The sequence below is a fragment of the Solemya velesiana gill symbiont genome, from assembly GCF_002020805.1.
Lineage (GTDB): Bacteria > Pseudomonadota > Gammaproteobacteria > Chromatiales > Chromatiaceae > Sedimenticola_A.
Genome location: NZ_MPRJ01000059.1, coordinates 1 through 16896, shown reverse-complemented (window position 1 = coordinate 16896; position 16896 = coordinate 1). Strand labels below are relative to the sequence as shown.

At 57.8% G+C, this 16896-nt stretch carries 13 protein-coding genes and 1 tRNA gene; all 14 read left to right on the top strand.

The genetic code is table 11. The features are described from left to right. Positions 1–1152, top strand: a 1152-nt coding sequence (gene tuf, locus BOW53_RS09345; RefSeq protein WP_078487729.1) for an elongation factor Tu, incomplete at its 5' end; no start/stop codon positions are given. A 92-nt stretch (positions 1153–1244) separates the two neighbouring features. Next, positions 1245–1320: transfer RNA gene (locus BOW53_RS09340), tRNA-Trp, on the top strand. Positions 1321–1358: 38 nt separating this feature from the next. Beyond that, positions 1359–1727 (top strand): preprotein translocase subunit SecE, encoded by a 369-nt coding sequence (gene secE, locus BOW53_RS09335; protein WP_078487728.1) that lies wholly within the window; start codon positions 1359–1361, stop codon positions 1725–1727. A 10-nt stretch (positions 1728–1737) separates the two neighbouring features. Then, positions 1738–2271 (top strand): transcription termination/antitermination protein NusG, encoded by a 534-nt coding sequence (gene nusG, locus BOW53_RS09330; protein ID WP_078487727.1) that lies wholly within the window; start codon positions 1738–1740, stop codon positions 2269–2271. Positions 2272–2383: 112 nt separating this feature from the next. Continuing rightward, entirely contained in the window at positions 2384–2815 is a 432-nt protein-coding gene (gene rplK, locus BOW53_RS09325; RefSeq protein WP_078487726.1) for a 50S ribosomal protein L11, read from the top strand. A gap of 3 nt (positions 2816–2818) precedes the next feature. Next, complete coding sequence (rplA, locus tag BOW53_RS09320) at positions 2819–3517, top strand: 50S ribosomal protein L1 (protein ID WP_078487725.1); 699 nt, start codon at positions 2819–2821, stop codon at positions 3515–3517. 233 nt (positions 3518–3750) lie between these two features. Then, positions 3751–4278: a 50S ribosomal protein L10 gene (gene rplJ / locus BOW53_RS09315; RefSeq protein WP_078487724.1), complete on the top strand. Its 528-nt coding sequence runs from the start codon at positions 3751–3753 to the stop codon at positions 4276–4278. 58 nt (positions 4279–4336) lie between these two features. Then, on the top strand, positions 4337–4714 hold the full coding sequence (gene rplL / locus BOW53_RS09310; protein WP_078487723.1) for a 50S ribosomal protein L7/L12: 378 nt from the start codon (positions 4337–4339) through the stop codon (positions 4712–4714). Positions 4715–5047: 333 nt separating this feature from the next. Next, positions 5048–9124, top strand: coding sequence for a DNA-directed RNA polymerase subunit beta (gene rpoB, locus BOW53_RS09305; protein WP_078487722.1), 4077 nt, complete (start codon positions 5048–5050; stop codon positions 9122–9124). Positions 9125–9191: 67 nt separating this feature from the next. Beyond that, positions 9192–13409 (top strand): DNA-directed RNA polymerase subunit beta', encoded by a 4218-nt coding sequence (gene rpoC / locus BOW53_RS09300; protein ID WP_078487721.1) that lies wholly within the window; start codon positions 9192–9194, stop codon positions 13407–13409. Positions 13410–13717: 308 nt separating this feature from the next. After that, positions 13718–14092 carry a 30S ribosomal protein S12 gene (gene rpsL, locus BOW53_RS09295; RefSeq protein ID WP_078487720.1) on the top strand — a complete coding sequence of 125 codons (375 nt, stop codon included), beginning with the start codon at positions 13718–13720 and terminating at the stop codon, positions 14090–14092. 34 nt (positions 14093–14126) lie between these two features. Beyond that, positions 14127–14597 (top strand): 30S ribosomal protein S7, encoded by a 471-nt coding sequence (gene rpsG / locus BOW53_RS09290; protein WP_078487719.1) that lies wholly within the window; start codon positions 14127–14129, stop codon positions 14595–14597. A 73-nt stretch (positions 14598–14670) separates the two neighbouring features. Further along, positions 14671–16767 (top strand): elongation factor G, encoded by a 2097-nt coding sequence (fusA, locus tag BOW53_RS09285; protein WP_078487718.1) that lies wholly within the window; start codon positions 14671–14673, stop codon positions 16765–16767. Between the two features lie 24 nt (positions 16768–16791). Next, positions 16792–16896: GTP-binding protein (locus BOW53_RS09280; RefSeq protein ID WP_078485623.1), on the top strand; the 105-nt coding region annotated here is incomplete at its 3' end.

Below are 16896 nucleotides of genomic sequence, written 5' to 3'. Positions count from 1 at the left end.
AAGGAAAAATTCGAGCGTACAAAGCCGCACGTTAACGTGGGCACCATTGGTCACGTTGACCACGGTAAGACCACGCTGACCGCTGCGATCACCACTCACCAGGCCAGCAAGTTCGGCGGTGAGACCAAGGCTTACGACCAGATCGACAACGCCCCTGAAGAGCGCGAGCGAGGTATCACCATCGCCACCGCTCACGTTGAGTACGAGACTGACAGTCGTCACTACGCGCACGTTGACTGCCCGGGACATGCTGACTACGTCAAGAACATGATTACCGGTGCGGCTCAGATGGACGGCGCTATCCTGGTTGTCTCCGCGGCTGACGGCCCCATGCCCCAGACCCGTGAGCACATCCTGCTGTCCCGCCAGGTTGGCGTTCCGTACATCATCGTGTACATGAACAAGGCCGACATGGTTGACGACGAAGAGCTGCTGGAGCTGGTTGAGATGGAGATCCGTGAGCTGCTCGACAGCTACGAGTTCCCTGGAGACGACACCCCGATCATCATCGGTTCTGCGCTGAAAGCGCTGGAAGGCGACAGCTCCGATATCGGCACCCCGTCCATCGACAAGCTGATGGAAGCGCTGGACTCCTATATTCCCGAGCCCGAGCGTGCCATCGACGGTGCCTTCCTGATGCCCATCGAGGACGTCTTCTCCATCTCCGGTCGTGGTACCGTTGTGACCGGTCGTGTTGAGCGCGGCGTGATCAAGGTCGGTGAAGAGATCGAGATCGTGGGTATCAAAGAGACCCAGAAGACCACCTGCACCGGTGTAGAGATGTTCCGCAAGCTGCTGGACGAAGGTGTGGCTGGCGACAACGTGGGTGTACTGCTGCGTGGTACCAAGCGTGAAGAGGTTGAGCGTGGTCAGGTACTGGCTCACCCCGGCACTATCACTCCGCACACCCACTTCGAGTGCGAAGTATACGTACTGAGCAAGGATGAAGGTGGACGTCACACTCCTTTCTTCACCAACTATCGTCCGCAGTTCTACTTCCGTACCACTGACGTTACCGGTGCCTGCGACCTTCCCGAAGGCGTAGAGATGGTAATGATTGCGCCGATCGCCATGGAAGAGGGTCTGCGCTTTGCAATCCGCGAGGGTGGCCGTACTGTCGGCGCCGGCGTGGTTTCCAAGATCATTGAGTAATCGTTACCGATTGGTATTTTGGTGGTTGTTACACGGGTCAGTCGTCAGGCTGGACCGTAGCTGCTTGCCGGTCTCGGTAACAAAACAGTTTTAGGCCAGTAGCTCAATTGGCAGAGCAGCGGTCTCCAAAACCGCAGGTTGGGGGTTCGATTCCCTCCTGGCCTGCCACTTTTAAGGCGCCACTTGATGGTGCGTGATGGCAGGTAATGAACGCAAAAGCTGAAGTTGAAAGCACCACGATGGACACCGTGAAACTGCTGGTGGCAGTACTGCTGCTGATTGGTGGTATCGGGGTGTTCTACTACTTCGAGCAGTACTCCCTGCTGGGTAGGGTGTTGGGTCTGCTGGTGATCGCCGGTGTGGCGGTAGCCATGGCCCTGCAGTCTGTGCCCGGTCGCAGTGTGTGGGAGTTTGCATCGGCTTCACGCACCGAGGTTCGCAAGGTCGTTTGGCCCAGCCGTCAGGAAACGATACAGACCACGCTGATCGTTTTTGCCATGGTACTCCTGATAGGGATCGTGCTCTGGCTGTTCGATATGATGTTGATGGCCGTCGTGCGGTCTGTGACAGGCTAAGGAGGCGAATATGGCGAAGCGCTGGTATGTCGTTCATGCCTATTCGGGCTTTGAGGCCCAGGTTAAGCGTTCTCTCGAAGAGCGTATCGAGCGCTATGGCATGCAGGACATGTTCGGCGAGATACTCGTGCCCACCGAGGAGGTGGTCGAGATGCGCGCCGGCCAGCAGCGCAGGAGTGAACGTAAGTTCTTCCCTGGCTACGTGCTGGTCAACATGGAAATGACAGATGACACCTGGCACCTGGTGAAGGATGTTCCCAAGGTGATGGGTTTTATCGGTGGTACCGGTGATAAGCCGGCGCCGATTAGTGAGAAAGAGGCCAATGCAATCCTGCATCGTGTGCAGGAGGGTGTTGAGAAGCCGCGTCCGAAGGTGCTCTTCGAGCCGGGCGAGGTTGTGCGCGTAATCGATGGTCCGTTCAACGACTTCAATGGCGTTGTGGAGGATGTGGATTACGAAAAGAGCCGTCTCAAGGTCTCGGTACTGATTTTTGGACGTTCCACCCCGGTCGATCTCGAATTCGGCCAAGTGGAAAAGAGCTAGGCGCTTTAATTAAAAGCGGACTTTCTGGTGGTTACGCCGGAGGTCCCTTTTGCGCTTTTTGAAAACTCGGGGAGCCGATAAGGCGCCTGCACCCGATATGAGGTAAATAGCAATGGCTAAGAAGATCGAGGCTTACATCAAGCTTCAGGTGCCTGCCGGTCAGGCCAACCCCAGTCCGCCAGTGGGCCCCGCTCTGGGTCAGCACGGCGTTAACATCATGGAGTTCTGCAAGGCGTTCAACGCCAAGACGCAGGGCATGGAGCAGGGTCTGCCCGTTCCTGTTGTGATCACCGTTTACGGCGACCGCAGCTTCACTTTCATCACCAAGACCCCGCCTGCCGCGGTTCTGCTGAGAAAGGCTGCTGGCGTCCCCAAGGGTTCCGGTACCCCCAACACCACCAAGGTGGGCAAGGTTAATCGTGAGCAGCTGGAAGAGATCGCCAAGGCCAAGGAGCCCGATCTGACCGCTGCAGACATGGATGCGGCTGTACGTACCATCGCCGGTACCGCCCGTTCCATGGGTCTCGACGTGGAGGGAGTGTAAGCCATGGCTAAGATGACCAAGCGCGCACGCGCAATTGCTGAAAAAGTTGAGGCTGGCAAGCAGTACGGGGTTGATGAGGTCTTCTCTCTGCTGAAAGAGCTCTCTACTGTAAAGTTTGACGAGACTATCGAAGTCGCAGTTAACCTTGGTGTTGATCCTCGTAAATCCGACCAGGTTGTCCGTGGTTCCAGCGTTCTGCCCAACGGCACCGGCAAAACCGTACGTGTTGCGGTATTCGCCCAGGGTGCCAATGCAGAGGCGGCTACCGAAGCGGGTGCCGACATTGTTGGTTTCGATGACCTTGCTGCCGACATCAAGGCTGGCAACATGGATTTCGACGTGGTTATCGCCACGCCTGATGCCATGCGTGTCGTAGGCCAGTTGGGCCAGATTCTCGGTCCCCGCGGTTTGATGCCCAACCCCAAGGTTGGCACCGTGACCCCCAACGTGGCCGAGGCTGTGAACAACGCCAAGGCTGGCCAGGTGCGCTACCGTACCGACAAGGCAGGCATCATTCACTGCCCCATCGGCAAGGTCGGTTTCGAACCCGCCGCGCTGAAGCAGAACCTGGAGTTCCTTCTGAACGACCTGAAGAAGATGAAACCCAGCTCTGCGAAGGGCGTGTATATGCAGAAGATCACTGTCTCCTCGACCATGGGTCCGGGTCTGGCAGTGGATCAGTCCTCTCTGGACGTTAAATAATTCGCCGACCACCCGGGAGGGTGGTGGCAAACAGGCTTTGGGGCTCCGGTCTTTGGACCGGGTGCCGTCAAAGACCGCGGGCGCACTCAGTGCTTAATCATACCCGCGCAGGCGGAGCTCCCGATTCAGTATTTATCTGATGACGGTGCACGTTGAAACAGAGGTGATCGTTGAGATCGCCGTTTTTGAAACTGGAACGGCTCGTCCGTTCCGCCGTAGTCAGGAGGTGACGCGTGCCACTCAATTTTGAGCAAAAGAAAGCTGTCGTCGCCGAAGTGGCCGAAGTGGCAAGTAGTGCGTATTCCGCTGTTGCCGCCGAGTATGCGGGTCTGACCGTTGAAGAGATGACCGAGCTGCGTGCAAAAGCACGTCAGTCCGGTGTCTACCTTCGCGTGGTCAAGAACACGCTTGCTCGTCGTGCAGTGGAAGATACCGATTTTGCCTGTATGCAGGATGGTCTGACGGGTCCGCTCGTTCTGGCCTTCTCACAGGAAGACCCCGGTAGTGCTGCTCGTGTGATGAAAGACTTTGCCAAGGAAAATGACAAGCTGGTCGTAAAGATGGTCTCCATCGGCGGCAAGATGCTCGAAGCTTCAGAGCTCGAGACTCTCGCCAAAATGCCTACCTACGATCAGGCTATCAGCATGCTGATGGCTGTCATGAAAGCCCCGGTTGAGAAACTTGCTCGCACTGTCAACGAGGTTCCCGGCAAGCTGGTTCGTACCGTTGCGGCAATCCGTGACGCGAAAGAAGCAGCTTAAGAGCTTTCGACTAATTTCACCTTATTTTAGTGTTTAACCGTTTATTAGGAGTTTAACAATGGCCGTTTCTAAAGATGAAATCCTTGAGGCTATTGCCAACATGACCGTTATGGACGTCGTAGAGCTGATCGACGCCATGGAAGAGAAGTTCGGCGTTTCCGCTGCAGCTGCTGTTGCCGCTGCTCCGGCTGCTGGTGGTGGCGAAGCTGCCGCTGCAGAAGAGAAGACTGAGTTCGACGTTGTACTGGCCTCTTTCGGTTCCAACAAGGTTGCTGTCATTAAGGCAGTACGTGGTGTTACCGGTCTGGGTCTGAAGGAAGCAAAGGAAGCAGTGGAAGGTGCACCTACCACGCTGAAGGAAGCAGTATCCAAAGACGAAGCAGAAGACGTCAAGAAGCAGCTGGAAGAGGCAGGCGCTACCGTCGAAGTCAAGTAATCTTGCTTGGCTTTACGGGTCTGCAACAACCGGCAGATTGGGCTGGTGGCGATTTCGCCGCCGGCCTTTTCCCGCTTCTGGATGGCGCTGTGAAAACGGCTCGTTGAGCTGTTTTCAGAGTTTCATCGTCAGGTCGAAGTGAATCGACGTGAAACCCTACATGGAAAAGTAGTTAGTTTGTTCTTGCGCAAGCCTGACGTGGGTGTCGGGCAGGATGATACAGCGACAGGGAAGTGATCCGGCAGGGAACGAGAGCTGGATGAATTAAATTGAAAATTTATGAAGACCCTTACGGGGTCTTGTGTAACGCCTAAGAAATCGAGGGACGGCAACATGGCCTATTCTTTCACCGAGAAAAAGCGCATTCGTAAGGATTTCGGCAAGCGACCGAGTATCCTTGAAGTGCCTTTTTTGCTGGCGACGCAGATCGAGTCTTACCGCAAGTTTTTGCAGGCTGGCGCCAAAGCTGACGAATTTGGCGATGTCGGCTTGCATGCAGCATTCAAATCGGTTTTTCCGATCGAGAGTTACTCCGGAAATGCAGTACTTGAGTACGTTAGCTACCGCCTTGGCGAGCCCACGTTCGACGTGCGTGAGTGTCAACTGCGTGGTGCCACCTACGCGGCTCCCCTGCGCGTCCTGGTACGCCTGGTGATCTATGACAAAGAGGCACCCGCGGGCTCCAAGGTAGTCAAGGATATCCGTGAGCAGGAAGTCTACATGGGGGAACTGCCCCTGATGACCGATACCGGTACCTTTGTCATCAACGGTACCGAGCGGGTCATCGTCTCCCAGTTGCACCGCTCACCCGGTGTCTTCTTCGACCATGACAAGGGCAAGACCCACAGCTCCGGTAAGCTGCTGTTCTCTGCGCGGGTGATTCCCTACCGCGGTTCCTGGCTCGATTTCGAGTTCGATCCCAAGGACAGTGTCTTCGTACGCATCGACCGTCGCCGCAAACTGCCCGCGACCATCCTGCTGAACGCTCTCGGTTACGAGACCGAGGAGATCCTCGGTATGTTCTTCGAGACCGACAACTTCGCCCTCTCCAAGAAGGGTGCGAAGCTGACCCTGGTGCCTGAGCGTCTTCGCGGTGAAACGGCCACCTTCGATATCAAGGTAGGCAAGAGTGTCGTCGTCGAGACCGGCCGCCGTGTCACTCAGCGTCATATCCGCGAGTTCGAGAAGGCTGGCGTGAAGACCCTGGACGTGCCCTTTGACTTCATGCATGGCAAGGTACTGGCTCACAACATCGTCGATACCGAAACCGGTGAACTGCTGGCCAATGCCAACGACGAGATTACCGAAGATCTGCTCGAAACACTGCTGGACAAGGGTGTCAAGAAGATCGAGACCCTGTTCACCAACGACCTGGATCACGGTCCCTACATTTCGCACACCCTGCGCATCGATCCTGCCGCTTCCCAGCTCAAGGCCCAGGTTGAGATCTACCGCATGATGCGCCCGGGCGAGCCGCCTACCAAGGAGGCAGCTCAGAATCTGTTCAACGGTTTGTTCTTCACCGATGATCGCTACGATCTCTCCGCGGTTGGACGTATGAAGTTCAACAAGCGCCTGGGTCGTGAAGAGGAGACCGGTGCCGGCACCCTCTCCAACGAAGACATCATCGATGTACTGAAAGAGCTGATCAATATCCGTAACGGCATCGGCATCGTGGACGATATCGACCACCTCGGTAACCGTCGCATTCGTTGTGTTGGTGAGATGGCCGAGAACCAGTTCCGCGTCGGCCTGGTGCGCGTCGAGCGCGCGGTCAAGGAGCGTCTGACCCTGGCCGAGTCCGAAGGTCTGATGCCCCAAGAGATGATCAACGCCAAGCCGGTCTCCGCGGCGATCAAGGAGTTCTTCGGTTCCAGTCAGCTCTCGCAGTTCATGGACCAGAACAACCCGCTGTCCGAGGTGACCCACAAGCGTCGCGTATCGGCTCTTGGTCCCGGCGGCCTGGCCCGCGAACGCGCAGGCTTCGAGGTGCGTGACGTACATCCCACGCACTACGGCCGTGTCTGTCCCATTGAGACCCCTGAAGGTCCCAACATCGGATTGATCAACTCCCTGTCCGTCTACGCCCGCACCAACGACTACGGTTTCCTGGAAACCCCGTATCGTGTGGTCAAGGACGGCAAGGTAACCGACGAGATTCACTACTTGTCGGCGATTGAAGAGGGGCGTTACGTTATCGCCCAGGCCAACACCGGCCTCGACGCCAAGGGCAAAATGACCGAGGAGCTGGTGGCCTGTCGTCATCAGAACGAGTTCACCCTCTCCACCCCGGACAAGATCCAGTACATGGATGTGTCGCCCAAGCAGATCGTGTCCGTGGCGGCATCCATGATTCCGTTCCTGGAGCACGACGACGCCAACCGTGCACTGATGGGTTCCAACATGCAGCGCCAGGCTGTTCCCACGCTGCGTGCCGACAAGCCCCTGGTGGGTACCGGTATGGAGCGTGCGGTTGCCGTGGATTCCGGCGTGACCGTTGTGGCCAAGCGCGGTGGTCGAGTGGACTCCGTGGACGCCGGGCGTATCGTGGTCGTGGTCAACGACGACGAGAGTATCCCCGGCGAGCCTGGTGTGGATATCTACAACCTCACCAAGTACACCCGTTCCAACCAGAACACCTGCATTAACCAGCGTCCCCTGGTGAAGCCGGGTGACATGGTGGCGCGTGGTGACGTGATGGCCGACGGCCCCTCTACTGACATGGGTGAGCTGGCCCTGGGTCAGAACATGCGCATCGCCTTCATGGCCTGGAACGGCTACAACTTCGAGGATTCCATCCTGGTCTCCGAGAACGTTGTGAAAGAGGATCGTTTCACCACCATTCACATCGAAGAGCTGACCTGCATGGCCCGTGACACCAAGCTGGGCCCTGAAGAGATCACTGGCGATATCCCCAACGTGGGTGAGGCCGCCCTGGCCAAGCTCGATGAATCGGGTATCGTCTACATCGGTGCCGAGGTGAAAGAGGGTGACATCCTGGTCGGTAAGGTAACCCCCAAGGGTGAGACCCAGCTGACTCCGGAAGAGAAGCTGCTGCGCGCCATCTTCGGTGAGAAGGCGGCGGACGTTAAGGATACCTCCCTGCGCGTCTCCTCCAGCGTGGCCGGTACCGTTATCGACGTTCAGGTCTTCACTCGCGACGGTGTCGAGAAAGATGCCCGTGCACTGCAGATCGAGAACACCGAGCTGGAGCGTGTACAGCAGGATCTGAATGACCAGCTGCGCATCATGGAGGACGACACCTTCGACCGTGTCGAGAAGATGCTCACCGGCAAGGTTGCCGACGGTGGCCCCAAGGGCCTGAAGGCCGGCACCAAGATCAAGCAGTCCTACCTGGCTGAACTGGACCGCGACAAGTGGCTCGAGATCCGCCTGCGCAACGAAGAGGCGGCGGCCCAGTTGGAGACCATTGCCGAACAGATCAAGCAGCAGCGCGAGGATTTCCGCGAGAGATTCGAGGAGAAGAAGCGCAAGCTGACAACCGGCGACGACCTGGCACCCGGCGTGCTCAAGATGGTCAAGGTCTACGTTGCGGTCAAGCGTCGCATCCAGCCCGGTGACAAGATGGCGGGCCGTCACGGTAATAAGGGTGTTATCTCCACCATTGTGCCGGTCGAGGATATGCCTTTCGACGAGAATGGCGAGCCGGTTGATATCGTGCTCAACCCCTTGGGCGTACCTTCCCGTATGAACGTCGGGCAGGTGCTCGAGACTCACCTGGGTTGGGCGGCCAAGGGTGTCGGTCGCAAGATCGGTGCCATGCTCGAAGCTCAGGCCAAGATGACCGAACTCAGGAAGTTCCTGGAGAAGGTATACAACACCAGCGGTAAGTCCGAGGACATCAAGGGTCTGTCGGACGAAGAAGTTGTAGAGCTTGCCAGCAACCTGAAGAAGGGTGTGCCCACGGCAACGCCGGTATTCGACGGTGCCTCCGAAGACGAGATCAAGGCTATGCTGAAGCTGGCTGATCTGCCGGAGAGCGGTCAGACCACGCTTTACGATGGTCGTACCGGTGAATCCTTCGACCGCCCCGTCACGGTTGGCTACATGTACATGCTGAAGCTGAACCACCTGGTGGACGACAAGATGCACGCGCGTTCCACCGGTCCGTACAGCCTGGTTACCCAGCAGCCGCTGGGTGGTAAGGCGCAGTTCGGCGGTCAGCGCTTCGGTGAGATGGAGGTCTGGGCGCTGGAAGCCTACGGCGCGGCCTACACACTGCAGGAGATGCTTACGGTCAAGTCCGATGACGTGACTGGCCGTACCCGCATGTACAAGAACATCGTCGACGGTGACCACCGTATGGAGGCGGGCATGCCCGAATCCTTCAACGTACTGGTCAAGGAGATCCGTTCGCTCGGTATCGATATTGAGTTGGATCGGGAATAGGGTCCGGAAAGACATCCGGTAACCGAACCAAGTGTAAATCTGGACCCTGATTGCAGGAGATACGATCTTGAAAGATCTACTTAAAATTCTGAAGCAGCAAGGACAGTCCGAGGACTTTGATTCCATTCGCATCGGCCTGGCCTCGCCCGACATGATCCGTTCCTGGTCTTACGGTGAAGTGAAGAAGCCTGAGACCATCAACTACCGTACCTTCAAGCCGGAGCGTGACGGTCTATTCTGCGCCAAGATCTTTGGCCCGGTCAGCGACTACGAGTGCCTGTGCGGCAAGTACAAGCGACTCAAGCACCGCGGCGTGGTGTGTGAAAAGTGTGGCGTTGAAGTCACCCTGGCCAAGGTTCGCCGCGAGCGCATGGGCCACATCGAGCTGGCCAGCCCGGTCGCCCATATCTGGTTCCTCAAGTCGCTGCCCTCGCGCATCGGCCTGTTGCTGGATATGACCCTGCGTGACATCGAGCGGGTGCTCTACTTCGAATCCTTCGTGGTTGTCGATCCCGGCATGACCACCCTGGAGCGCGGCCAGCTGCTCACCGACGAGGAGTACCTGGAGGCGATCGAAGAGAACGGTGACGAATTCGACGCACGCATGGGCGCCGAGGCAGTCTACGAACTGCTGACCACCCTCACTCTCGACCGCGAAACCGAGACCCTGCGTGAAGATATCGCCAGCACAAACTCCGAGACCAAGCTGAAGAAGCTGAGCAAGCGCCTGAAGCTGGTGGAGTCCCTGAACGCCTCCGGTAATCGTCCCGAGTGGATGATCCTGACCGTACTGCCCGTACTGCCGCCGGAACTGCGTCCGCTGGTACCCCTGGACGGTGGCCGTTTCGCGACCTCTGATCTGAACGACCTCTACCGTCGCGTGATCAACCGTAACAACCGTCTGAAGCGTCTGCTGGACCTCAGCGCACCCGATATTATCGTGCGCAACGAAAAGCGCATGCTGCAGGAGTCCGTTGATGCGCTGCTGGACAACGGCCGCCGTGGCCGTGCCATTACCGGCACCAACAAGCGTCCGCTGAAGTCACTGGCCGACATGATCAAGGGTAAGCAGGGCCGTTTCCGTCAGAACCTGCTGGGTAAGCGTGTCGACTACTCCGGTCGTTCCGTTATCGTTGTGGGCCCGACTCTGAAGCTGCACCAGTGCGGCCTGCCCAAGAAGATGGCACTTGAGCTGTTCAAGCCCTTCATCTTCTCCAAGCTGCAGCTGCGCGGCCTGGCCACCACCATCAAGGCGGCCAAGAAGCTGGTCGAGCGCGGCACCGGCGAGGTGTGGGATATCCTGGAAGAGGTGATCCGCGAGCATCCGGTGATGCTCAACCGTGCGCCCACCCTGCACCGTCTCGGTATCCAGGCGTTCGAGCCCGTGCTGATCGAGGGCAAGGCTATTCAGCTGCACCCCCTGGTATGTACCGCATTCAACGCCGACTTCGACGGCGACCAGATGGCCGTGCACGTGCCGCTCTCCATCGAGGCGCAACTCGAGGCGCGCAGCCTGATGATGTCCACCAACAACATCCTCTCGCCCGCCAACGGTGAGCCCATCATCGTGCCTTCCCAGGACGTGGTGCTGGGTCTCTACTACATGACCCGTGAGCGCATCAACGCCAAGGGCGAAGGCATGGTGTTTGCCAACGTCGAAGAGGTGCACCGTGCCTACGAGTCCCGCCAGGTCGAACTGCAGGCCAGGGTGAAGGTTCGTATCAACGACATCGATGAGGATGAAGATGGCAATATAACCGACGTGGTGAGGATCGTTGATACCACGGTTGGTCGTGCGCTGCTCTCCGAGATTCTTCCCAAGGGCCTGCCCTTCGATATCATCAACCGTTCCATGGACAAGCGCTCCATCTCCAACATGGTCAACACCTGCTACCGCAAGGTGGGCCTGAAGGGGTCTGTGATCTTTGCCGACCAGGTGATGTACATGGGCTTCCGTCTCGCCACCCGTGCCGGTGTTTCCATCGGTATGGAGGATATGACCATTCCGGACGAGAAGGAGAAGATCCTGGCCTCCGCCGAACAGGAGGTGCGCGAGATCGAGAACCAGTACGCCTCCGGCCTGGTAACCAACGGTGAACGCTACAACAAGGTGGTCGATATCTGGTCCCACACCAACGACCAGGTGGCCAAGGCGATGATGTCCCGTCTGGGTAAGGAGCAGGTGATCGATCGCGAGGGTAACGAGGTCGAGCAGGACTCCTTCAACCCTATTTATATGATGGCCGATTCCGGCGCCCGTGGTTCCGCGGCGCAGATTCGTCAGCTCGCCGGCATGCGTGGCCTGATGGCCAAGCCCGACGGCTCCATCATCGAGACACCCATTACCGCGAACTTCCGCGAGGGTCTCGACGTACTGCAGTACTTCATCTCCACCCACGGCGCTCGTAAGGGTCTGGCGGATACCGCCCTGAAGACCGCGAACTCCGGTTACCTGACCCGTCGTCTCGTCGACGTGGCCCAGGACATGGTGGTACTGGAAGAGGACTGCGGCACCGAGGACGGCCTGATGATGCACCCGATCATTGAGGGTGGCGACGTGGTCGAGCCCCTGCGCGAGCGCATCCTGGGTCGTGTGACTGCACAGCCCCTCTACCGTCCCGGTACCGACGAGGTGGTCTGCGAGTCGGGCACCCTGCTGGACGAAGGCTGGGTGGACCGCCTGGAGGCGGTCGGTATCGACCATGTGATGGTACGTTCCCCCATCAGCTGTGATTCCCGTGTCGGTGTCTGCTCCAAGTGCTACGGTCGTGACCTGGCGCGTGGCCACCAGGTGAACATGGGTGAGGCCGTCGGCGTAATCGCCGCGCAGTCCATCGGTGAGCCCGGTACCCAGCTGACCATGCGTACCTTCCACATTGGTGGTGCGGCATCCCGTGCTGCTGCTGTAAACAGCATCGAGGTGAAGACTGGCGGTACCGTGCGTCTGCATAACATCAAGACTGTCGAGCACCACAGTGGCGACCTGGTTGCAGTTTCCCGTTCCGGTGAACTGACTGTGGTCGACGAGGTAGGTCGCGAGCGTGAGCGTTACAAGGTGCCCTACGGTGCGGCAATCAAGGTTGCCGAAGATGACGCGGTCGAGGGTGGTCAGCTGATCGCTGGCTGGGACCCGCACACCCACCCGGTTATCACGGAGGTGGAGGGTGTCCTCCAGTTCGTCGAGTTCGTGGACGGCGTCTCTGTACAGAGCCAAGTGGACGATGTGACCGGCCTGGCATCCCTGGTGATTATCGATCCCAAGCAGCGTCCTTCCGCAGGCAAGGATATGCGTCCCATGGTGAAGCTGGTAGATGCCAAGGGTAAGGACCTCAATATTGCGGGTACCGATATCCCGGCCCACTACTACCTGCCTTCCGGCGCGGTGGTCAACGTGGCTGACGGTGCCACGGTAAAGGTTGGTGACACCCTGGCGCGTATTCCCCAGGAGTCCTCCAAGACCCGTGACATCACCGGTGGTCTGCCCCGCGTTGCCGACCTGTTCGAAGCGCGTAAGCCCAAGGATCCTGCGATTCTGGCAGAGGCGACCGGAACGGTCTCCTTCGGCAAGGACACCAAGGGCAAGCAGCGCCTGATCGTTACTGACGCCGATGGCGAGCAGCACGAAGAGCTGATCCCGAAATGGCGTCATGTCAACGTGTTCGAGGGTGAGCACGTGGAGAAGGGTGAAATCATCTCCGACGGCGAGCTTAACCCCCACGATATCCTGCGTCTGCGTGGCGTGATCGAGCTGGCCTCCTACCTGGTGAAGGAGATTCAGGACGTTTACCGCCTGCAGGGTGTAAAGATCAACGACAAGCACATCGAGGTGATCAACCGCCAGATGCTGCGCAAGGTCGAGATCAGTGCGCCGGGCGATACCCGCTTCCTGCGTGGTGAGCAGGTGGAGAAGGCCCGGGTCATGGAGGAGAACGACAAGATGGTCGCCGAGGGCAAGCAGCCTGCGCTCTTCGAGCCGATGCTGCTGGGTATCACCAAGGCGTCCCTGGCCACCGAGTCCTTCATCTCTGCGGCATCGTTCCAGGAGACCACCCGCGTTCTCACCGAGGCGGCGGTTCGTGGTTCCAGCGATACCCTGAACGGCCTGAAGGAGAACGTGATCGTCGGTCGCCTGATTCCGGCCGGTACCGGTCTCTCCTATCACAACGAGCGCCGTCGTCGGCGTGACGATGAGCTGGAGGCCGAAGCTGGCGGCAAGGTCGAGATGGCTGCCGATGAGGTGGAAGAGGCCATCAAGCAGGCCCTGAACACTGCGGATAGCGAGTAAGCTGTGAGGCCGGGAGGAATCCCGGTCCCATTGCCGTTTTCCGGAGCGGCAGAAAGCAATAAAATCGCCGGCGTTGGTTGTTGACACCCGTCGGTGTGGCGCGTAGAATGCGCGCTCCTCGGTAAAGCTGTCGCAAATGTCAGCGTATATCGTGTAAATGAGTTGGGGGATTCAAATGCCCCCTTGGAATAGGTTATTGGCAGGCAATCGAACACCCGGCGCTGACAACGCGGGCCGGAGAGGGTCGATTGCTCGCTTTTTCTGGTGCGAGAGGGTGCGTTGTTCGTATCCCTGGAGACGGAAATAGAATGGCAACAATCAATCAGTTGGTGCGCAAGCCTCGTAAGCGCAAAGTAGAAAAGAGCAATGTGCCGGCCCTGGAGGCCTGTCCGCAGAAGCGTGGTGTCTGCACTCGTGTGTATACCACCACCCCCAAGAAGCCGAACTCGGCACTGCGTAAAGTTGCTCGTGTGCGTCTGACCAATGGTTTCGAGGTGAGCTCCTACATCGGCGGTGAGGGTCACAATCTGCAGGAGCACTCTGTAGTGCTGATCCGCGGCGGTCGTGTGAAGGATTTGCCTGGTGTGCGTTACCACGTAGTGCGCGGTAGTCTCGATACCTCCGGTGTTGAGAGTCGCCGTCAGGGTCGTTCCAAGTATGGTGCCAAGCGGCCTAAGAGCTGATTGGCGGCAATAATATAAAGCTGAGTCAAGAAATATGGCGAGAAGACGAGTAGCAGCGAAGCGAGGAATTCTCCCGGACCCCAAGTTCGGAAGCGAATTGCTCACTAAGTTCATGAACATGGTAATGGTCGACGGTAAGAAGGCTGTTGCTGAGAAGATCCTGTACGGTGCCCTGGACACGCTCGAGTCGCGTTCCGGTGGTGACCCCATGGAACTCCTGGAGAAGGCGCTGGAAAACGTGCGTCCCCTGGTTGAGGTTAAGTCCCGCCGTGTCGGTGGTGCCACCTACCAGGTTCCGGTAGAGGTTCGTGCGACCCGTCGTAACACCCTAGCCATGCGCTGGTTGATCGAGGCGGCTCGCAAGCGTAGTGAAAAGTCCATGGCTCAGCGTCTGGCGGGCGAACTGTCCGATGCTGCCGAGCAGCGTGGCGCTGCAGTGAAGAAGCGTGAGGATACGCATCGCATGGCTGAGGCCAACAAGGCCTTCTCGCATTACCGCTGGTAAGCGAATGGTTGTTTTCTGGGTTTTCGTTGGAAAACCCTTTGCTCTTTAACATTGTTGATCAGGATATAGTTGCGTGGCACGTACCACACCTATTGAGCGCTATCGTAATCTTGGCATCATGGCTCACATTGATGCAGGCAAGACTACGACTACTGAGCGCATTCTGTACTACACCGGTGTATCGCATAAGATCGGTGAAGTGCACGATGGTGCCGCCACGATGGACTGGATGGAGCAGGAGCAGGAGCGCGGAATTACCATTACCTCTGCAGCAACCACCTGTTTCTGGTCCGGTATGGACCAGCAGTTCCCTGAGCACCGGATCAACATTATCGATACCCCGGGGCACGTTGACTTCACCATTGAGGTTGAGCGTTCTCTTCGTGTCCTGGATGGCGCATGTGCAGTCTTCTGCGCGGTGGGCGGCGTAGAGCCCCAATCCGAGACTGTCTGGCGCCAGGCCAACAAATATGGTGTGCCCCGTATTGCATTCGTCAACAAGATGGATCGTATGGGTGCCAACTTTCTACGTGTAGTAGAGCAGGTCAAAGACCGACTGGGCGCGACGCCAGTACCTCTTCAGATAGCCATCGGTGCGGAAGAGAATTTCAAGGGCGTAGTCGATCTCGTCAAGATGAAAGCCATCATCTGGGACGAGGCATCCCGCGGCATAGAGTATGAAGAGCAGGAGATTCCTGCCGATCTCCAGGACCTTGCCGAAGAGTGGCGCGAACACATGATCGAAGCGGCGGCCGAAGCCACCGAAGCGCTCATGGAAAAGTATCTGGAAGAGGGTGATCTCTCGGATGCTGAGATTAAAGAAGGCATTCGCGCCCGTACACTGAAAAACGAAATTACGCCCATGCTGTGTGGTTCCGCCTTTAAGAACAAGGGTGTGCAAGCCATGCTGGATGCGGTTATCGAGTATATGCCGGCGCCGACAGATGTGCCTGCTATTGCCGGTGTCCTGGATGATGCAGACGAGACCGTAGCGTCCCGTCCCTCCAGCGACGAAGAGCCTTTTGCCGCTCTTGCTTTCAAGATTGCAACAGATCCGTTTGTCGGCTCTCTGACTTTCTTCCGGGTTTATTCCGGTGTGCTGAAGTCGGGTGACAGTGTATACAACCCCGTTAAGGGCAAGAAGGAACGGATCGGCCGCATCCTGCAGATGCACTCCAACACCCGAGAGGAGATCAAGGAGGTTCGCGCTGGGGATATTGCTGCGGCGGTTGGTCTTAAAGATGTCACCACCGGTGAGACCCTGTGTGACCAGGGACATGTTATTACGCTGGAGCGTATGGAGTTCCCGGAGCCGGTTATCGCGGTTGCGGTTGAGCCCAGAACCAAGGCAGACCAGGAGAAGATGGGCGTTGCCCTCTCCAAGCTGGCCCAGGAAGACCCCTCCTTTCGTGTGAGTACGGATGAAGAGTCGGGTCAGACCATTATTGCCGGCATGGGCGAACTGCACCTGGATATTATCGTCGACCGCATGCGTCGCGAATTCAGTGTTGAAGCCAACGTGGGTGCGCCCCAGGTGGCCTACCGCGAAACCATTCGCAACGCTGTGGAGCTCGAGTCGAAGTTTGTGCGCCAGTCCGGTGGTCGCGGCCAGTATGGTCATGTTTATCTGCGTATTGAGCCCCAGGAAGCGGGTTCAGGCTACGAGTTCGTCAACGAGATCGTGGGCGGTGTCGTACCCCGGGAATACATTCCCGCCGTGGATAAGGGTGTTCAGGAGCAGATGGAGAGCGGCGTTATCGCCGGCTATCCGATGGTTGATGTAAAGGTAACCCTGTTTGATGGTTCCTATCACGATGTGGACTCCAACGAAATGGCGTTCAAGATTGCAGGTTCCATGTGTTTCAGAGAGGGTACCGTTAAAGCGAATCCTGTACTGCTTGAGCCGATAATGAAGGTTGAAGTGGTAACGCCTGAGGAGTACATGGGCGACGTCATGGGTGACCTGAACAGCCGGCGCGGTATCGTTCAGGGCATGGATGACTCCCCTGCAGGCAAGCAGATCAAGGCCGAGGTGCCGCTGTCCGAGATGTTCGGCTACGCGACCGACCTGCGATCCGCTACTCAAGGCCGTGCGACGTACAGCATGGAGTTTTCGAAGTATACAGAGGTACCGGCCAACTTGGCCGATGCCGTGATTAACAAACATTAATCCTTACATTAAGGGGTAAGAGCCGTGTCTAAGGAAAAATTCGAGCGTACAAAGCCGCACGTTAACGTGGGCACCATTGGTCACGTTGACCACGGTAAGACCACGCTGACCGCTGCGATCACCACTCAC

What these genes read in the sequence shown, in the direction of transcription:
- rplA (WP_078487725.1), top strand. Translation starts at nt 2,819, where the DNA reads ATGGCTAAGATGACCAAGCGCGCACGCGCAATTGCTGAAAAAGTTGAG.
- rpoB (WP_078487722.1), top strand. Translation starts at nt 5,048, where the DNA reads ATGGCCTATTCTTTCACCGAGAAAAAGCGCATTCGTAAGGATTTCGGC.
- rpsG (WP_078487719.1), top strand. Translation starts at nt 14,127, where the DNA reads ATGGCGAGAAGACGAGTAGCAGCGAAGCGAGGAATTCTCCCGGACCCC.
- rplK (WP_078487726.1), top strand. Translation starts at nt 2,384, where the DNA reads ATGGCTAAGAAGATCGAGGCTTACATCAAGCTTCAGGTGCCTGCCGGT.
- rpsL (WP_078487720.1), top strand. Translation starts at nt 13,718, where the DNA reads ATGGCAACAATCAATCAGTTGGTGCGCAAGCCTCGTAAGCGCAAAGTA.
- secE (WP_078487728.1), top strand. Translation starts at nt 1,359, where the DNA reads ATGAACGCAAAAGCTGAAGTTGAAAGCACCACGATGGACACCGTGAAA.
- nusG (WP_078487727.1), top strand. Translation starts at nt 1,738, where the DNA reads ATGGCGAAGCGCTGGTATGTCGTTCATGCCTATTCGGGCTTTGAGGCC.
- rplL (WP_078487723.1), top strand. Translation starts at nt 4,337, where the DNA reads ATGGCCGTTTCTAAAGATGAAATCCTTGAGGCTATTGCCAACATGACC.